Consider the following 14455-nt stretch of genomic DNA (forward strand, 5'->3'; position numbering starts at 1 on the left):
CAGGCGATTTCCGCAATGGTGTCGTTTGCGGGGTCAAAATAGACATTTTTTTGCCTAATCGAAAAATTAGGCTATGCTTTGGACACGGTTAATCATAATTCTGTGAATTGTTGCGATATTATCAGCAAACTAAAGACTATGAGAGGAATGAATACATGCGAAGCTTGACGAAACTGCTAATGACGGCCGCTGTTTTTGGTCTGGTCGCACCGGCAGTGACATCCGACCTGTTCGAAACAGGCGCTGCTTACGCCAAGAGTGAGAACGCCAACGGCGGCAATTCCGATAAGGGCGGTTCCAAAGGAAACTCTGGTTCGAAGGGCAATTCCAGCAGCTCCAAAGGCAATTCTTCCTCCGCAAAAGACAAAGATAAACCGCTTGCGTCCGATCTGAAGTCACTCAACTCGCTGAAACGCAGCGAGAACGGCTTCAACAACTCCAACGATCCGAAACTCGTTCCGCTGAAAGATTACATCGTTGCGGTTGAGGAGTACGAAGACGCGCTCTCTGCGGCCGAGCAAGCCGCAAAAGATTACGCTGACAGCTTTGGTGTTCTGGCGGGGTATGCAGAAGATCTCGAGCTCGGCGATGACTCCACGCAGTGGGAGACCGAACTGGGAGATCTGCGGACAGAACTCGAAGACAATCCGATTGCCGAGGGTGAAGAAGGATACGACGAGTACTCCGACAAGCTCGAGACGCTCGCCGATGCCGAAGCCGCTCTCGCCGATGCGAAAGCGGACAAATCGATCCTTGATGAAGCCAACGGCAAAGTCGAGGAAACCGAGGAAGCTGCGAGCGAAGAAGCCATGCTGGAGGCCATCGCCGCGGCCTACAACGCGACCGGCAACGGCCCGATCACACCCGAGGAACTGACGCCGGAGATGATCGAGTTCGTTCAGGAGGAACTCGACCTCTGATCCTCGTTTTCGAGATTGGACACAAAGAACCCGCCCTTTTTCGAGGGCGGGTTTTTCATTTGGGCCTTTTCAGGCGACCGTATTACTCGACCGTCACCGACTTCGCGAGGTTGCGGGGCTGGTCCACGTCCGTCCCCTTGGCCACCGCCGTGTGATAGGCGATGAGCTGGGCGGGGATCGCGTAAAGGATCGGGGCGAAGAGGTCCGGCACATCGGGCATTTGCACGGTTTGCCAAACGCCGTCGGAGGCCACCTCCAAGCCCTTCTTGTCAGAGACCAAGAGAACCTTGCCTCCGCGCGCCATGACTTCCTGCATGTTCGAGACGGTTTTGTCGAACAGCGCGTCATGGGGCGCAAAGACGATCACAGGGGTGTGGCTGTCGATGAGCGCAATCGGCCCGTGTTTGAGTTCGCCGGAGGCGTAGCCCTCTGCATGGATATAGCTGATCTCTTTGAGTTTGAGCGCGCCTTCGAGAGCGAGCGGATACATCATGCCGCGCCCGAGGAAGAGCACATCGCGGCTCTCTGACAGGTCATTGGAGACCGCGTTGAGCACTTCGTCGAGATCGAGCGCACGGGTCAGAAGGCCCGGGAGCGTGCGAAGTTTGCCAAGTTGCTCTGCGAGATCCTCGGCGCTCATCTTGCCGCGCTGCACGGCGGCCTCGAGTGCGAGGAGCGCGAGGACGGTGAGTTGGCAGGAGAAGGCCTTGGTCGAGGCGACGCCCACTTCGACGCCCGCGAGGATCGGGAGGGCGATGTCGCTCTCACGCGCAATAGAAGACTCAGCGACGTTCACGACAGATACAATGCGCGAGGCTTTTCCAGCCATGTAGCGGAGCGCGGCCAAGGTGTCTGCCGTTTCGCCAGACTGCGACACGAAGATCGCGAGGGTCTTTTCGGCGACAGGCGGTTCGCGATAGCGGAACTCGGAGGCCACGTCGATTTCGACGGGGATGCGGGCCAGTTGCTCGAACCAGTATTTCGCCGTGTAGCAGGCGTAATAGGCCGTGCCGCAGGCCACCATGATAATGCGGTCGAACTCTGCAAAGTCGAGGCCGGGATCGGGGAGGGTGATGCTCTTTTCATCTGCGGAGAGATAATAGTTAAGCGCCTCTGCGATCACGGTGGGTTGCTCCGCGATTTCTTTGGCCATGAAGTGTTTGTGACCTGCCTTTTCGATCCGTGCGCTGTCCATCGCAATCGTTCGGCGTTCGCGTTGGACCTGCGCGCCGGAGTAGTCGAAAATTTCGACCGAGGTGCGGGTGAGAACGGCGCGGTCGCCTTCGTCGAGGTAGGTGACCTGATCCGTCATCGGGGCGAGTGCGATGGCATCAGAACCGACGAACACTTCGCCTTTGCCATGACCGATGGCGAGCGGGGAGCCCTTGCGCGCGGCGACGAGCAGGTCGTTTTCGCCATCGAACAGGAAGCAGAGCGCGAATGCGCCGTCGAGCGCGTCGATGGTTTTGAACGCGGCGTCTTGCGGTGCGTCACCTGCATCGATGAAGCTCTGACACAAGAGCGCGACCGTTTCCGTGTCGGTCTCGGTCGAGAAGTGATAGCCCTTTTCCGCCAGTGCGCTGCGCAACTCGCGGAAGTTTTCGATGATCCCGTTGTGGACAACGGCGACGGGGCCTGCCTTGTGCGGGTGGGCGTTGGTGACACTCGGCGCGCCGTGGGTGGCCCAGCGGGTGTGACCGATACCGGATTTCCCCGCGAGCGGGTTGTGCACCAAGAGGTCGGAGAGGTTCACGAGCTTGCCCACCGCGCGGCGGCGATCAAGTGTGCCGTTGGAGACGGTCGCAATCCCCGCGCTGTCATAACCGCGGTATTCGAGCCGTTTCAGGGCCTCGACCAGAATGGGCGCGGCTTCGTGGTTTCCAAGAACACCTACAATTCCACACATGTTATTGCCCCTTCTGCATCTTCGCTTTGCGCGCTTTTAGCATGTCAAACATTTTGATCGCGAGGCCGGGTTTGTTGGCCTGCTTGGCGCGGGACACCGCGAGGGCGCCTGCGGGCACATCCGATGTAATCACGGAACCGGAGGCGGTCATAGCCTCGTCTCCCACTTCGACGGGGGCAACGAGCATGGTGTTCGACCCGATGAACGCGTTCCGGCCAATCGTCGTGCGGTGTTTGAACACGCCGTCATAGTTACAGGTGATGGTGCCCGCGCCGACGTTCGTGCCGTCTCCGACGTCCGCGTCGCCGATATAGGTGAGGTGGTTGACCTTCGTGCCTTCGCCGATCTGCGCGTTCTTCACCTCGACGAAGTTGCCGATGTGCGCGTTGTTGGCGAGTTCCGCGCCGGGACGCAGGCGGGCGAACGGACCGACGGTGGACCCGAGAGAGACATGGCAACCTTCGAAATGACTGAACGCGCGCAGGCGCACGCCGCTCTCGACCGTCACGCCGGGGCCGAAGACGACATTGGGCTCCACGATGGTATCGCGGCCAATATATGTGTCGAGGGAGAAGAAGACGGTTTCAGGCGCCACGAGGGTCACGCCGTTTTCGAGCGCTTCGAGACGCTTTGCAGCTTGGAAGATCCCTTCGGCGCGGGCGAGTTCCACGCGGCTGTTGACCCCGAGCGTCTCCGCCTCATCGCAAGATACGGCGGTCGCTGTGCGGCCGGTCTCCCACGCGAGTTCCACGATGTCTGGCAGGTAGTATTCACCTGCGGCGTTGTCGTTGCCGACGCGCGCGAGAAGGTCGAAGAGCACAGCGGCATCTGCGGCGACGAGGCCGGAGTTGCACAGGGTGATTGCACGTTCTGCGTCGGTCGCGTCTTTATACTCGACGATCCGTGTGAGTTTGTCGCCGTCCATCACGAGGCGGCCATAGCGGGCGGGATCGGCGGCTTCGAACCCGAGGACAACCACATCAGCGGTTTTGCGGGCTTCGGCCATCGCGAGGATCGTGTCTTCGGAGATAAACGGCGTGTCGCCATAGAGCACGATCACATCGCCCTCGAACCCGTCGAGCGCGTCTTTCGCCTGCAGCACCGCATGGGCCGTGCCGAGTTGCTCGGTTTGTTCCGCGATCAGGATCGTGTCGTCGATCTTCTTGGCTTCCGCAGACACCAGTTCCCCGCCATGGCCAACGACGACCACGGTGCGCTCCGGCGCAAGGGCGGAGGCGGAGGCGAGGGCATGGGCGAACATGGGGGCGTTGCCGATCGGGTGGAGCACCTTCGGCAGATCTGAATTCATGCGGGTGCCTTGTCCTGCGGCAAGGAGAATGAGGGCTGTGGCCATGGTTTGGTCCCGATCTGCTCTTTTCTTTGTCTGCTAGCCGTTTTACCCATGAGCGGGAGTACCGCAAGGGCGAGATGGCCTACGCAAGCTTCACTATTTCTGACGCCAGATTACAGGCTTGGGCGGGGATTTGCCAAATGCATCCGATGCCGTCCGATTTGAGAGAGGTTTAAGACCCAGATGAAGACGGTGATTTTCGATCTCGACGGCACGCTGGCGGACACGTCCGCCGATCTGATTGCAGGTGCAAATGCCTGTTTTCGCGGTCTGGGGTATGGTGATGTTTTGGACCCTGTGGCCGACGCGCACACGGCCTTTCGCGGCGGACGGGCGATGCTCAACCTCGGGTTTTCCAAAGTGAAGCCGGGGTTCACGGAAGAGGATGTGATGACCCAATATCCCATCCTGCTCGACGCCTATGCAGAGAATATCGATACGCACACACGTCTTTATGACGGGGCGATTGAGGCGATCGAACAACTTCGGTCGGATGGCTACGCCGTCGGCGTCTGCACCAACAAGCCCGAGGACCTCGCGGACCGTCTGCTCACGCGCCTCGGGGTGCGGGATATGTTTGGGTCGATGATCGGGGCGAAAACGGTTGGTGTCTCCAAGCCGGACCCGAAACCTTATGTCGCGGCTGTCGAAGAGGCCGGTGGCATTCTCGCGCAGAGTTTTCTCGTCGGGGACACCGAAACGGATCGTTCGACGGCGAAAGCGGCGGGTGTGCCCTGCGCTTTGGTGACATTCGGGCCGGACGGGGAGGGCGTGCGCTCGCTCGCGCCGGAGGCTTTGCTCTCACACTATAATGACCTCGCGCGGGTCACGCGGGAGTTGATCGGATGAGCGACGAGATTTTCACCGGTACTTTTACGCAGCAGGAGCCCATCCCCGAAGAGGCGATTGAGGCGGCTGTCGCCGTGATGCGCTCCGGTCGTTTGCACCGCTACAACACGCTGCCGAACGAGAAGGGTGAAGTCGCGCTCCTTGAGGAAGAATTCGCAGCCTACACCGGTGCTAAATATTGTCTCGCTGTGGCGTCCGGCGGTTACGCGCTCGGCGCGGCATTGCGGGCACTCGAAGTGCAGCCGGGCGAGCCTGTTCTGACCAATGCATTTACCCTTGCCCCCGTGCCCGGTGCGATTGCGGCGGTGGGGGCAAATCCGGTGTTTGTCGGGGTGACCGAGGGGCTCGTGATCGATCTCGACGATCTGCAGGTGAAGATTGCGGAGACGGGTTCGAAAGTCCTCATGCTCTCCCACATGCGCGGCCACATCGTCGATATGGATGCGCTCATGTATATCTGTAATGGCGCGGGCGTCGCCGTGATCGAGGATTGCGCACACACGATGGGCGCGTCTTGGGATGGGGTGCCTTCCGGTCGTCATGGCGTGATCGGCTGCTATTCGACGCAGACGTACAAGCATATCAATTCGGGGGAGGGCGGGTTGCTCGTCACCGATGATGAGGAGCTTGCCGCGCGCGCGATCATGTTGTCGGGGTCGTACATGCTCTATGGCAAGCACTCTGCCGGTCCTGCGCCGGAGGTGTTTGAAAAGATCAAATATGTGACGCCGAACGTGTCGGGGCGGATGGATCACTTGCGTGCCTCTATTCTGCGCGTCCAGTTGCGGAATTTGCCCGAGCAGGTTGAAAAGTGGAACGCGCGGTATCGCGTCGTCGAGGAAGGGCTGCGCGGCACGCCTGGACTCACGCTGATCGAGCGCCCACAAGCTGAGCAGTATGTCGCCTCCTCGTTTCAATTTCTTGTGATGGATTGGTCCGACGAGCGGATCGAAGCTCTGGTTGCCGGATGTTTGTCGCGCGGCGTCGAACTCAAATGGTTCGGCGCACCGGAACCCGTCGCCTTTACGTCTCGCTACGAGAGCTGGCGCTATGCGGAGCCGCAGAGTCTCCCCGAGAGCGACCGCATCCTGCGCGCCATTATGGATATGCGGTTGCCGTTGACCTTTACCCTGCAGGATTGTGCGCTGATTGCGCGAATTATCTCTGAAGAGGTCGGCAAGCTTGCTTGAACGACCCGAGCGCTGCACAATGCTCTTAATTCCGATTTAAACAATCGGATTTATGCCTCGAATCGCGGGCAGTCCGAGAACTGTCCGGATCAGGCCGTCATTCGTGATCACAAGATAAAAAAACTTGCAGACCGCATTGAAACAAAGGGGTTTAGATACGTCCGTTTGGTTGACCATATTGTCGCAGGAAGCTAAACCACCAAAAGCTAGCAAAGCAGCGTGCCTGCGTTCGCCCGACAGTTCAGTCCCGCGACGGCAGCGCGCAGATCAAGGAGCCGCTCGTGGAAGACTTGCTTCGGGAATATCTCCCAATCATCATTTTCCTCGGCCTCGCCATTGCGCTTGGCCTCGTGTTCATCTTCGCAGCCCTCATCCTCGCCGTCCGCAATCCAGACCCTGAAAAGGTCTCTGCCTATGAATGTGGCTTTAACGCATTCGACGACGCACGGATGAAATTCGACGTGCGGTTCTACCTCGTGTCGATCCTGTTCATTATTTTCGACCTCGAAATTGCCTTCCTCTTCCCTTGGGCTGTTGCCTTCAAGGATCTGAGCATGACGGGCTTCTGGTCGATGATGGTGTTCCTGGGCGTGCTGACCGTGGGCTTTGCCTATGAATGGAAGAAAGGGGCGCTGGAATGGGCGTGATGACCGGAGCCAACACCGCCGGTGCCGACAAAGAAGTCGCGACACAGGCGTTGAACAAAGAGCTGCAGGACAAAGGCTTCCTGCTGACCTCGACGGAAGACATCATCAACTGGGCCCGTACCGGTTCGCTGCACTGGATGACCTTTGGTCTCGCATGCTGCGCTGTTGAAATGATGCAGACCTCCATGCCGCGCTATGACCTCGAACGTTACGGCACAGCGCCGCGTGCGTCCCCGCGTCAGTCCGACCTGATGATCGTGGCTGGTACGCTCACCAACAAAATGGCCCCCGCTCTGCGTAAAGTTTACGACCAGATGCCGGAGCCGCGTTATGTGATCTCCATGGGGTCCTGCGCAAACGGTGGCGGTTATTACCACTACAGCTACTCGGTGGTGCGCGGTTGTGACCGCATCGTGCCGGTGGACGTGTACGTCCCGGGCTGCCCCCCGACCGCAGAAGCGCTGATGTACGGCATTCTGCAGCTGTCCCGTAAAATCCGCCGCACGGGCACCATTGCCCGCTAAGCCCTGAGACGACCGCTACCCATCGCGAAGGACCGTATGGACGCAACCCTCGATAACAATGTGACCTACTGCTTCGGCATTGGTGCGCAAAAAGCCGGGACGACTTGGCTTGCGAGCTATCTTCGCAAGCACCCGGATGTGCACGTGCCGGCGGTGAAAGAGTTGCATTATTTCGACGCGCACTTCGATCCGAAGGTGCGGCGGGCGTATAACCTGCGCACCGCCAAGCTCTCTGAAGTGAAGAGTGCGGGGGAAGCGGAACGGTTGCAGGCGCTGCTCGACATGATCGATGCACCGGGTGAGGATCACGCGGTGTATCGACGTTTGATGACGACCGGTCGCGGAAACGCGAAGATCGTCGCGGACATTACGCCGAGCTATGCGCTCTTGTCCGAGGACAACCTCGCGCAGATCAACCGCGACTTCCCGAACTCCAAGTTCATCTACATCATGCGTGATCCGATCGACCGCACGCGGTCGCAGCTCAAGATGCTCTACAAAAAGCGTCCGGCAGAGCAATCGGAGCAGAGCTATGTGGATTTCGTCGACGGGTTCGTGAACGGTGACGCCCATCAGGGCATCGTCGCGCGGACGCGTTACGCGCAGGTGCTCAAGAAATTCGAAGCGGCCATTCCGGAAGAGCAGCGCCTCGTGCTGTTCTACGAAGAGCTGTTTAGCGACGAAGGCGTGGGCAAAATCTGCGACTTCCTCGGCATCCCGTTTATGCGCGGCGACTACGGTACCCGCGTGCACGGCGGTCTGACCCCGCGTGCGGATGAGGCCGATGCGCGCCTCGTTGAGGCGCTCGCAGGCCGTCTGGCCCCGATCTACACACAAATGGACAAGCGCTATGGCGATGCGCTTCCCGAGACATGGAAAGCTGCGCTGAATACGGTGCAGCAGAGTAAGCGTCGGAAGGCATCCCTTCTGTCGCAGCAAGAGAGGTAATCATGAGTGAGGCCTTGAAAGAACTCGCGGCGACAATCGAGCTGAAACGTCCCGACGACGTGCTCTCGACTGAGGTGGCATTTGGCGAGTTGACCGTGCGTGTCACCCCGACCGGGATCGTCGATTTCGTCGACTTTCTGAAAACGGACGGAGCATGCAAATTCTCCACGCTCGTGGACATCACTGCCGTGGACCATCCGACGCGCGATCAGCGTTTTGACGTCGTTTACCACTTCCTGTCGATGTATCAGAACCACCGCATCCGCGTCGTCGCAGCTGTGCGTGAGGACGAGACGATTGCGTCCATCCTTCCGGTGCACCCGTCGGCAGGTTGGTTCGAGCGTGAAGTGTTCGACATGTTCGGTATCATCTTCACCGGCCACCCGGACCTGCGTCGTCTGTTGACGGACTACGGTTTCCGTGGCCACCCGCTGCGCAAGGACTTCCCGGCGACCGGCTACACCGAAGTGCGCTACGACGAAGAGCTGAAACGCGTCGTATACGAACCGGTCAGCCTCGTGCAGGAATACCGCCAGTTCGACAACCTGTCTCCGTGGGAAGGTGCGAAATACATCCTTCCTGGCGATGAGAAGGGGGCGTAAGTCCAGTGAGCGATCCGGCAATCATGATCTGTGTAGGGGCGACCAAAGCGGGCACCAGCTCGCTTTACAGCTATTTGCACGATCATCCTGATTGCCACATCCGGTCTGTGAAGGAACTTCATTACTTCGACACGATCGAGTTTGATAACTTCACCTTCCAGTTCGACGACCTCGCGAGACTGCGCGCTGACCTCGAGAAACGCCGCGCTGAGGCGCAAGAGAACGATGATCCGTGGCGGGTTGCCAATCTTGTGCGTCGGATGCTTGATGTCGACGAACTCACGCAAATCCTGTCGAAAGGGGAGGAGGGGCTGAATGATTATCTCTTCTATCTGGTCGATGGGGTGGGGGACCGCAAACTCGTGGCGGACCTGACGCCGGCTTATGGGCTTTTGCCCGAAGAGCGGCTAAAGCAAATGGCAACCATGGCCCCCGACGTGCGCTTCGTGTTCCTGATGCGCGACCCTGTGGACCGGCTGTGGTCACATGTGCGTATGCGCGCGCAGCGAGGCTTGAAAGACGGTGAGGATTTCGCGGAAAAGGCGGACAGAGTTCTGGATCGTCTGGTCACGAAGAACCGCCCGAACCAGATCATCCCGCGCGGCGATTACGCCACGATTGTGGAAAAACTGAAACGCTCGGTGCCCGAGGAGAAACGTCTCATTGGCTTTACCGAGGAATTGATGACAACCGACGGTCTCGCGACGATTTGCGAGTTTCTGGGCATCTCGGAGAAGACCGTCGAGGAAGAACCCCGCACCCATGAGGGTGTGAAATTGAAACTGAGTGACGCACAGCGGCAGAAAGCGGCCCAATATCTGGCCCCGCAATATGCCTATGTGGAGAAGACATTTGGCCGGCTACCCGAACGGTGGCAGGCGAACATGGCGAGGATCTGAGAATGGACGGCGACATCCGGCAAAACACCTACGATGACGGCTCGCGCGACGCCACCGACGGCGAACAGAAGATCCGCAACTTTAACATCAACTTCGGGCCCCAGCACCCTGCGGCCCACGGTGTGTTGCGGATGGTTCTGGAACTCGACGGTGAGATCGTAGAACGCGCTGACCCGCACATCGGCCTGCTGCACCGCGGCACCGAAAAGCTGATGGAAAACCGCACCTACCTGCAGAACCTGCCGTATCTCGACCGCCTCGACTACGTGGCGCCGATGAACCAGGAGCATGCATGGTGTCTCGCGATTGAACGTCTCGCTGGCGTTGAAATCCCGCGTCGTGCGTCTCTCATCCGTGTTCTGTATTCCGAGATCGGCCGTGTGCTGAACCACCTCCTGAACACCACCACCGGTGCAATGGACGTGGGCGCTCTGACCCCGCCACTGTGGGGCTTTGAAGAGCGTGAAAAGCTCATGATCTTCTACGAGCGCGCCTGTGGTGCCCGTCTGCACTCCGCCTACTTCCGTCCGGGTGGTGTGCACCAAGACCTGCCGCCGGAACTGCTCGACGATATCGAAGAGTGGGCCGATCACTTCCCGAAAGTGCTCGACGACATTCATTACCTGCTGTCCGACAACCGGATATTCAAACAGCGGACCGTGGACATCGGCCTGATCAACGAGCAAGAAGCACTCGATTGGGGCTTCTCCGGTGTGATGGTGCGTGGCTCCGGCATGGCATGGGACCTGCGTCGTTCGCAGCCCTATGAGTGCTACAACGAATTCGACTTCCAGATCCCCGTTGGCACCAACGGCGACTGTTTCGACCGCTACATGTGCCGCATGCAGGAGATGTACGAGTCGACGAAGATCATCAAACAGGCGATCGCGAAACTGCGTGAGCCGGAAAACCAGGGCGATGTGCTTGCCCGTGGAAAACTGACGCCGCCGAAACGTGGCGACATGAAAACCTCCATGGAAGCCCTCATCCATCACTTCAAACTCTACACCGAAGGGTTCAAGCTGCCCGAGGGTGAGGTTTACGCCGCCGTTGAAGCGCCGAAAGGCGAATTCGGGGTCTACCTCTACTCCGACGGCTCCAACAAACCCTACCGCGCGAAACTGCGTGCGCCGGGCTATCTGCACCTGCAGGCCATGGACTACATGGCCAAAGGGCACCAGCTGGCCGACGTGTCCGCAATCATCGCCACCATGGACATCGTTTTCGGGGAGGTCGACCGCTAATGCTGCGCCGTCTTTATTCTGAACAACCCGCCTCTTTCGAATTCACAGAGGCGAACAAGGCGTGGGCCGAAGGCCAGATCGCGAAATACCCGGAAGGCCGTCAGCAGTCTGCCGTGATCCCGCTCTTGTGGCGTGCACAGGAACAGGAAGGCTGGCTCACGAAGCCTGCGCTTGAATACGTTGGTGACATGCTTGGCATGCCGTACATCCGCGTGCTCGAGGTTGCGACCTTTTACTTCATGTTCCAGCTTCAGCCGGTCGGCACCGTGGCACACATTCAGGTGTGCGGTACGACGACCTGCATGATCTGTGGCTCTGGCGACATCATCGAAGTCTGCAAACGCCGCATCAATGAAAAGCCGCATGCGCTTTCCGCCGATGGCAAGTTCTCTTGGGAAGAGGTCGAGTGCCTCGGTGCTTGTGCGAACGCCCCGATGGCGCAGATCGGCAAAGACTACTTCGAAGATCTTACCGCAGAGAACTTCGAGAAACTGCTCGACCAGATGGAAGCAGGCAATGTGCCGGTTCCAGGCTCGCAAGCTGGTCGTTACTCCTCCGAGCCCGCAGGTGGTCCGGTTGTTCTCGCCGAGCACAAAGGCACCGGCGCGGAATACAACGGTTCTGTTCAGCGCGCAGTTGATATTGGCGACACGCTCAAGCGCATCGACGGTACCGAAGTGCCGCTGCTGACGCCGTGGATTTCCAAAGGCGCGGGCCATGGCGAAGTTGCCAAGCCTGCCGCTCCGGCAAAATCCGCTGTTCAACAGGCTGCCGAGAAAAAAGCGGCTCCGGCTGCAAAACCGGCTCCCGCTCCTGCTGCCGAGGCTGAAGTTGAAGAAAAGCCAGTGACGCTCGACGCCGCTCGCGAAGGTGGTGCTGACGATCTCAAAAAGCTCAAGGGCGTTGGCCCGAAGCTTGAAGAAACGCTGAACGAGCTTGGCTTCTACCACTTCGACCAGATCGCGGCATGGACGCCGGAGCAGGTCGCATGGGTCGACAGCCGTCTGAAGTTCAAAGGCCGGATCGAACGTGATGGCTGGATCGAGCAAGCCAAGATTTTTGCAGAAGGTGGCGACGCCTAAGGTTTAACGCGCAAAAGACCGAGCGGAACGAGCAATAAGAGAGCCAAACGGCCGACGACTAGGAATGGTAAAGGAGAAGAAGGATGAGTGAGGTTTCTGTGAAAACCCCGAAAATCTGGCTAATCGCTGCCATCTGCGGTGTGTTGGCGTTTCTGGCGCTCTTGGTGCTCGCCGGGTATTCCACTGGTGCGTCTGTGATTGTCGGTGTTCTCGTTGCTGCGCTGGTCTCGATCCTGCTGTGGATCGGTTGGTATGAGGATGACGCTGCCGTGGCAGAGGGACATCCAGAGGCAGACGTGACGACGGATGGTCTCATGCACACCGCTGGTGTCGGCGACGAGCCGGCGACTCCGGTGGCCGACGAGATCGCGCCGGAACCGCATGCGGCCGACACGCGTGAAGTTCGTTCGTCTGCAGCCGCAGCGACGCCAGAGGCGACACCCGTTTCTGATGAGGGCGGAACCAAACCTGAGTTCCTCGCGGGGCCGATGGGCGGCGCGGCGGACAATCTCAAGGAGATCAAAGGGGTCGGGCCGAAGCTCGAACAACTCTTGCACTCCATGGGGATTTTTCATTTTTCCCAGATCGCCGGATGGGGCGATGCCGAAGTGGCGTGGATGGATGAAAACCTGAAAGGCTTTAAAGGCCGTGTCACCCGTGACGATTGGGTGGCTCAGGCAACGACCCTCGCCGCAGGCGGGGAAACCGAATTCTCGAAACGCGTCGAAGACGGCGACGTGTATTGAGACTATGAACGCGATGGGGCCGGAGAAGGACCAGCAGTTGGCGCGAAAGGCACGGATGGTAGCCGTGGTGATCGCAGCAACGATGTTGATCTGGATCGGGGTCCAGTGGATCGGCGGGACATTGGGACTTGATCCCAGATATGTCTTCCTGTTCGACCTCGCAGCTTTGGCCTCGTTCGTGTGGGCCATGGTGGTGATTTATCAGATCTGGCGCGACAAGCGTCAGCAGGACTGAAGGGATAAGAGCGATGCTCAAGGATCAGGATCGGATCTTTACCAACCTCTACGGTATGAATGACCGTAGTCTCGCTGGTGCGAAAATGCGCGGGCATTGGGATGGCACGGCTGGCATTCTCGCCAACGGGCGCGACTGGATCATTGACCAGATGAAGGCCTCTGGCCTGCGCGGTCGTGGTGGCGCGGGCTTCCCGACGGGCCTGAAATGGTCGTTCATGCCGAAAGAGACCGATGGTCGTCCGGCCTATCTCGTCATCAACGCCGATGAATCCGAGCCTGCCACCTGTAAAGACCGCGAAATCATGCGTCACGATCCGCACACGCTGGTCGAAGGTGCTCTGATCGCCGGTTTCGCTATGGGTGCTTGTGCGGCCTACATCTACATCCGCGGTGAATACATCCGTGAGAAAGAAGCGCTTCAGGCAGCCATCGACGAAGCCTATGACGCAGGTCTCATCGGTCGTAACGCCTGCAAATCCGGCTACGACTTTGACGTCTACCTGCACCACGGGGCAGGGGCCTATATCTGCGGCGAAGAAACCGCTCTGATTGAATCGCTCGAAGGCAAAAAAGGCATGCCGCGCATGAAACCGCCATTCCCGGCGGGTGCGGGTCTCTATGGCTGCCCGACCACGGTGAACAACGTGGAATCGATCGCCGTTGTGCCGACCATCCTGCGTCGCGGCGCGGACTGGTTCGCTTCCTTCGGTCGCCCGAACAACGCCGGCACCAAGCTCATGGCCCTCACCGGCCACGTGAACACGCCCTGTGTGTTCGAGGAAGAAATGTCCATGTCCGTGCGCGAGATCATCGAAAAGCACGGCGGTGGCATCCGTGGTGGCTGGGACAACCTCAAAGCCATCATCCCGGGTGGCGCCTCCTGTCCGGTTCTTCCGAAGCACAAGCTCGAAGACGCAATCTTCGACTTCGACTGGATGCGTGAGAACCAATCCTCCTTCGGCACCGGCTGTATGATCGTCATGGACAACTCCGTTGACGTCGTGAAAGCCGTGTGGCGTCTCGCGTCCTTCTTCAAACACGAGAGCTGTGGTCAGTGCACCCCGTGTCGTGAAGGCACCGGCTGGATGATGCGCGTGATGGACCGTCTTGTGACGGGCGATGCAGAGATCGAAGAGATCGACATGCTGCTCGACGTGACGAAACAGGTTGAGGGCCACACGATTTGTGCGCTCGGCGACGCGGCTGCTTGGCCGATCCAGGGCCTGATCCGTCACTTCCGTGACGAGATCGAAGATCGCATCAAAGCCAAAAAGACGGGCCGCGTCACCGCTGCCTACGCTGCGGAGTAA

General features: G+C 59.2%; 15 protein-coding genes. 13 read left to right on the forward strand and 2 right to left on the reverse strand.

Translation table 11 applies throughout. The features are described 5' to 3' along the window. The first annotated feature begins 155 nt into the window (after positions 1–155). The gene (locus LA304_RS17275; RefSeq protein ID WP_224504430.1) at positions 156–920 is read left to right on the forward strand and encodes a hypothetical protein; all 765 of its coding nucleotides are present in this window, start codon (positions 156–158) and stop codon (positions 918–920) included. Positions 921–1002: 82 nt separating this feature from the next. Here the strand turns inward: LA304_RS17275 and glmS are convergent, their stop codons facing one another. Together glmS and glmU are read right to left on the reverse strand one after the other, a co-directional pair. Next, positions 1003–2826 (reverse strand): glutamine--fructose-6-phosphate transaminase (isomerizing), encoded by a 1824-nt coding sequence (glmS, locus tag LA304_RS17280; protein ID WP_224504431.1) that lies wholly within the window; start codon positions 2824–2826, stop codon positions 1003–1005. A 1-nt stretch (position 2827) separates the two neighbouring features. After that, positions 2828–4180 (reverse strand): bifunctional UDP-N-acetylglucosamine diphosphorylase/glucosamine-1-phosphate N-acetyltransferase GlmU, encoded by a 1353-nt coding sequence (glmU, locus tag LA304_RS17285; protein ID WP_224504432.1) that lies wholly within the window; start codon positions 4178–4180, stop codon positions 2828–2830. Positions 4181–4360: 180 nt separating this feature from the next. Here glmU and LA304_RS17290 point away from each other — a divergent pair, with 180 nt between their 5' ends. The 12 genes from LA304_RS17290 (at position 4361) to nuoF (ending at position 14455) form a co-directional block, all read left to right on the forward strand. Further along, on the forward strand, positions 4361–5026 hold the full coding sequence (locus LA304_RS17290) for an HAD-IA family hydrolase (protein ID WP_224504433.1): 666 nt from the start codon (positions 4361–4363) through the stop codon (positions 5024–5026). Beyond that, positions 5023–6216 carry a DegT/DnrJ/EryC1/StrS family aminotransferase gene (locus LA304_RS17295; RefSeq protein WP_224504434.1) on the forward strand — a complete coding sequence of 398 codons (1194 nt, stop codon included), beginning with the start codon at positions 5023–5025 and terminating at the stop codon, positions 6214–6216. The genes LA304_RS17290 and LA304_RS17295 overlap by 4 nt, the downstream gene beginning before the upstream one ends. A gap of 281 nt (positions 6217–6497) precedes the next feature. Next, positions 6498–6863 (forward strand): NADH-quinone oxidoreductase subunit A, encoded by a 366-nt coding sequence (locus LA304_RS17300; RefSeq protein ID WP_224504435.1) that lies wholly within the window; start codon positions 6498–6500, stop codon positions 6861–6863. Further along, positions 6854–7387, forward strand: a complete 534-nt coding sequence (locus LA304_RS17305) for a NuoB/complex I 20 kDa subunit family protein (protein WP_224504436.1) — start codon at positions 6854–6856, stop codon at positions 7385–7387. Before LA304_RS17300 ends, LA304_RS17305 begins: the two co-directional genes overlap by 10 nt. A gap of 36 nt (positions 7388–7423) precedes the next feature. Further along, positions 7424–8335, forward strand: a complete 912-nt coding sequence (locus LA304_RS17310; protein WP_224504437.1) for a sulfotransferase family protein — start codon at positions 7424–7426, stop codon at positions 8333–8335. Positions 8336–8337: 2 nt separating this feature from the next. Further along, positions 8338–8937, forward strand: coding sequence for an NADH-quinone oxidoreductase subunit C (locus LA304_RS17315; RefSeq protein ID WP_224504438.1), 600 nt, complete (start codon positions 8338–8340; stop codon positions 8935–8937). 5 nt (positions 8938–8942) lie between these two features. Continuing rightward, positions 8943–9836, forward strand: a complete 894-nt coding sequence (locus LA304_RS17320) for a sulfotransferase (protein WP_224504439.1) — start codon at positions 8943–8945, stop codon at positions 9834–9836. A gap of 2 nt (positions 9837–9838) precedes the next feature. Next, a complete protein-coding gene (locus LA304_RS17325; protein ID WP_224504440.1) occupies positions 9839–11080 on the forward strand; it encodes an NADH-quinone oxidoreductase subunit D in 1242 nt (413 codons plus the stop codon). Next, positions 11080–12162, forward strand: a complete 1083-nt coding sequence (gene nuoE / locus LA304_RS17330; protein WP_224504441.1) for an NADH-quinone oxidoreductase subunit NuoE — start codon at positions 11080–11082, stop codon at positions 12160–12162. The genes LA304_RS17325 and nuoE overlap by 1 nt, the downstream gene beginning before the upstream one ends. 83 nt (positions 12163–12245) lie before the next feature. Further along, positions 12246–12908, forward strand: coding sequence for an NADH:ubiquinone oxidoreductase (locus LA304_RS17335; protein WP_224504442.1), 663 nt, complete (start codon positions 12246–12248; stop codon positions 12906–12908). 13 nt (positions 12909–12921) lie between these two features. Next, positions 12922–13143: a DUF5337 domain-containing protein gene (locus tag LA304_RS17340; RefSeq protein WP_224504443.1), complete on the forward strand. Its 222-nt coding sequence runs from the start codon at positions 12922–12924 to the stop codon at positions 13141–13143. 13 nt (positions 13144–13156) lie between these two features. Continuing rightward, a complete protein-coding gene (gene nuoF, locus LA304_RS17345) occupies positions 13157–14455 on the forward strand; it encodes an NADH-quinone oxidoreductase subunit NuoF (protein ID WP_224504444.1) in 1299 nt (432 codons plus the stop codon).

Source organism: Celeribacter litoreus, assembly GCF_020165855.1.
Classification (GTDB): Bacteria; Pseudomonadota; Alphaproteobacteria; order Rhodobacterales; family Rhodobacteraceae; genus Celeribacter; species Celeribacter litoreus.

Bases quoted from the DNA above. Each gene is read 5' to 3' on its own strand.
- nuoE (WP_224504441.1), top strand. From the start codon at position 11,080: ATGCTGCGCCGTCTTTATTCTGAACAACCCGCCTCTTTCGAATTCACA.
- LA304_RS17315 (WP_224504438.1), top strand. From the start codon at position 8,338: ATGAGTGAGGCCTTGAAAGAACTCGCGGCGACAATCGAGCTGAAACGT.
- LA304_RS17305 (WP_224504436.1), top strand. From the start codon at position 6,854: ATGGGCGTGATGACCGGAGCCAACACCGCCGGTGCCGACAAAGAAGTC.
- glmU (WP_224504432.1), bottom strand. From the start codon at position 4,180: ATGGCCACAGCCCTCATTCTCCTTGCCGCAGGACAAGGCACCCGCATG.
- LA304_RS17340 (WP_224504443.1), top strand. From the start codon at position 12,922: ATGGGGCCGGAGAAGGACCAGCAGTTGGCGCGAAAGGCACGGATGGTA.
- glmS (WP_224504431.1), bottom strand. From the start codon at position 2,826: ATGTGTGGAATTGTAGGTGTTCTTGGAAACCACGAAGCCGCGCCCATT.
- LA304_RS17310 (WP_224504437.1), top strand. From the start codon at position 7,424: ATGGACGCAACCCTCGATAACAATGTGACCTACTGCTTCGGCATTGGT.
- LA304_RS17335 (WP_224504442.1), top strand. From the start codon at position 12,246: ATGAGTGAGGTTTCTGTGAAAACCCCGAAAATCTGGCTAATCGCTGCC.
- LA304_RS17290 (WP_224504433.1), top strand. From the start codon at position 4,361: ATGAAGACGGTGATTTTCGATCTCGACGGCACGCTGGCGGACACGTCC.
- LA304_RS17295 (WP_224504434.1), top strand. From the start codon at position 5,023: ATGAGCGACGAGATTTTCACCGGTACTTTTACGCAGCAGGAGCCCATC.
- LA304_RS17275 (WP_224504430.1), top strand. From the start codon at position 156: ATGCGAAGCTTGACGAAACTGCTAATGACGGCCGCTGTTTTTGGTCTG.
- LA304_RS17325 (WP_224504440.1), top strand. From the start codon at position 9,839: ATGGACGGCGACATCCGGCAAAACACCTACGATGACGGCTCGCGCGAC.
- nuoF (WP_224504444.1), top strand. From the start codon at position 13,157: ATGCTCAAGGATCAGGATCGGATCTTTACCAACCTCTACGGTATGAAT.